This is a genomic window from Nocardioides sp. (genome assembly GCF_031422975.1).
Classification (GTDB): Bacteria; Actinomycetota; Actinomycetes; order Propionibacteriales; family Nocardioidaceae; genus Nocardioides.
The window spans coordinates 1-2,286 of the sequence record NZ_JANPEO010000205.1 but is presented as its reverse complement, the minus strand read 5'-3'; the positions used below and the strand labels follow the sequence as shown (position 1 = coordinate 2,286).

2 protein-coding genes are annotated in these 2,286 nt (G+C 67.3%); both read left to right on the top strand.

Annotation, left to right across the window (positions count from 1 at the left end; translation table 11 throughout):
- On the top strand, positions 1–1,555 hold a 1,555-nt coding region (locus RMO85_RS06240), incomplete at its 5' end, for a fumarate reductase/succinate dehydrogenase flavoprotein subunit (protein WP_310527563.1).
- On the top strand, positions 1,552–2,286 hold a 735-nt coding region (locus RMO85_RS06235), incomplete at its 3' end, for a succinate dehydrogenase/fumarate reductase iron-sulfur subunit (RefSeq protein WP_310527562.1). The genes RMO85_RS06240 and RMO85_RS06235, both read left to right, overlap by 4 nt.

The following is a 2,286-nucleotide window of genomic DNA, read 5'->3' as shown; positions in this document are numbered from 1 at the left end:
CAACAACTGGCGGATGGCCCAGCTGCACGCCCAGGAGGCGCCCGAGCGGGTGCAGGAGCTCGAGGACTGGGGCGCGCTGTTCGACCGGACCGAGGACGGGCTGATCAGCCAGCGCGACTTCGGCGGCCACAAGTACGCCCGCCTCGCCCACGTCGGCGACCGCACCGGCCTCGAGATGATCCGCACGCTCCAGCAGCGCGCGGTCGCACTCGGCATCGACGTGTTCATGGAGTGCACGATCACCGACCTGTTCAAGCAGGACGGCACGATCGCGGGCGCCTTCGCCTACTGGCGCGAGTCCGGCCGCTTCATCGTCTTCGACGCCCCCAGCGTCATCCTCGCCACCGGCGGCATCGGCAAGTCCTTCAAGGTCACCTCGAACTCCTGGGAGTACACCGGCGACGGACATGCCCTGGCCATGCGAGCCGGCGCGAGCCTGATCAACATGGAGTTCGTGCAGTTCCACCCGACGGGCATGGTCTGGCCGCCCTCGGTGAAGGGCCTGCTGGTCACCGAGTCGGTCCGTGGAGACGGGGGGATCTTGAAGAACTCGCACGGGGAGCGCTTCATGTTCGACTACATCCCGGAGTTCTTCAAGGCGGAGACCGCGGACACGATCGAGGAAGCCGATCGGTGGTACGACGACAAGCTGAACAACCGGCGACCACCCGAGCTGCTGCCCCGCGACGAGGTCGCACGCGCCATCAACTCCGAGATCAAGGCCGGTCGCGGCACGCCCCACGGCGGCATCTACCTCGACATCGCCTCGCGGCGTACGCCCGAGTTCATCCGCAAGCGGCTGCCGTCGATGTACCACCAGTTCAAGGAGCTCGCCGACGTCGACATCACCGCCGAGCCGATGGAGATCGGCCCGACGTGCCACTACGTCATGGGGGGTGTCGAGGTCGACGCCGACACCCAGGAGAGCGCGGTCCCGGGCCTGTACGCCGTCGGCGAGTGCTCGGGAGGAATGCACGGCTCCAACCGGCTGGGCGGCAACTCGCTCGGTGACCTGCTGGTCTTCGGCAAGCGGGCGGGGGAGGCCGCGTCGGCGTATGCCGACTCGCTCGGCGAGACGAGGCCGCAGGTGGACGAGGCCGACGTGAAGGCGGCGCAGACGAGTGCGCTGGCGCCGTTCGAGGTCGAGGGCGGGGAGAACCCGTACACGATCCAGTCGGACCTGCAGCAGGCGATGAACGACCTCGTCGGGATCATCCGCACCGGGTCCGAGCTCGAGGAGTCGCTGAGCGAGATCGAGGCGTTCAAGGTCCGCGCGATGACGATGGTGGTCGAGGGCCACCGCCAGTACAACCCGGGCTGGCACCTCGCGCTCGACCTGCGCAACATGCTGATCGTCAGCGAGTGCATCGCCAAGGCGGCGCTGGCGCGAGAGGAGTCGCGCGGCGGTCACACTCGCGACGACTTCCCGGGACCGAACCCCGAGTGGGGCACCAAGAACCTCGTGGTCAACCTGAACGCAGAGGGCACCGGGGTCGACCTGCACGAGAAGTCGTTGCCGGTGATGCCCGATGAGCTGAAGAGGTACTTCGCATGAGCTACAGGCTGAAGCTGCGGATCTGGCGCGGCGACAAGGACGGCGGAGAGATCAAGGACTTCCCGGTCGAGGTCTCCGAGGGTGAGGTCGTGCTGGACGCGATCCACCGCGTGCAGGCCACCCAGGCGGGCGACCTCGCCGTGCGCTGGAACTGCAAGGCCGGCAAGTGCGGGTCGTGCAGCGCCGAGGTCAACGGCAAGCCGCGACTCATGTGCATGTGCCGGCTCTCGGACTTCGAGGAGGACGAGGTCATCACCGTCACCCCGATGCGCAGCTTCCCGGTGATCCGCGACCTGGTCACCGACGTCTCCTTCAACTACGAGAAGGCCAAGGAGCTGCCGGCCTTCGCTCCGCCCGAGCGCGACGCCGACGGCAAGCGCCGCATGCAGCAGATCGATGTCGAGCGCGGGCAGGAGTTCCGCAAGTGCATCGAGTGCTTCCTGTGCCAGAACACCTGCCACGTCGTGCGCGACCACGAGGACAACAAGGAGTCGTTCGCCGGGCCGCGCTTCTTCCTGCGCTATGCCGAGCTCGACATGCACCCGCTGGACACCCACGACCGTCGTGAGCTGGCCCAGGGGGCCGCGGGGCTGGGGATGTGCAACATCACCAAGTGCTGCACCGAGGTCTGCCCCGAGGGCATCAAGATCACCGACAACGCCATCATCCCGATGAAGGAACGAGTGGCGGACCGCAAGTTCGACCCGTTGGTCTGGCTGGGCTCGAAGATC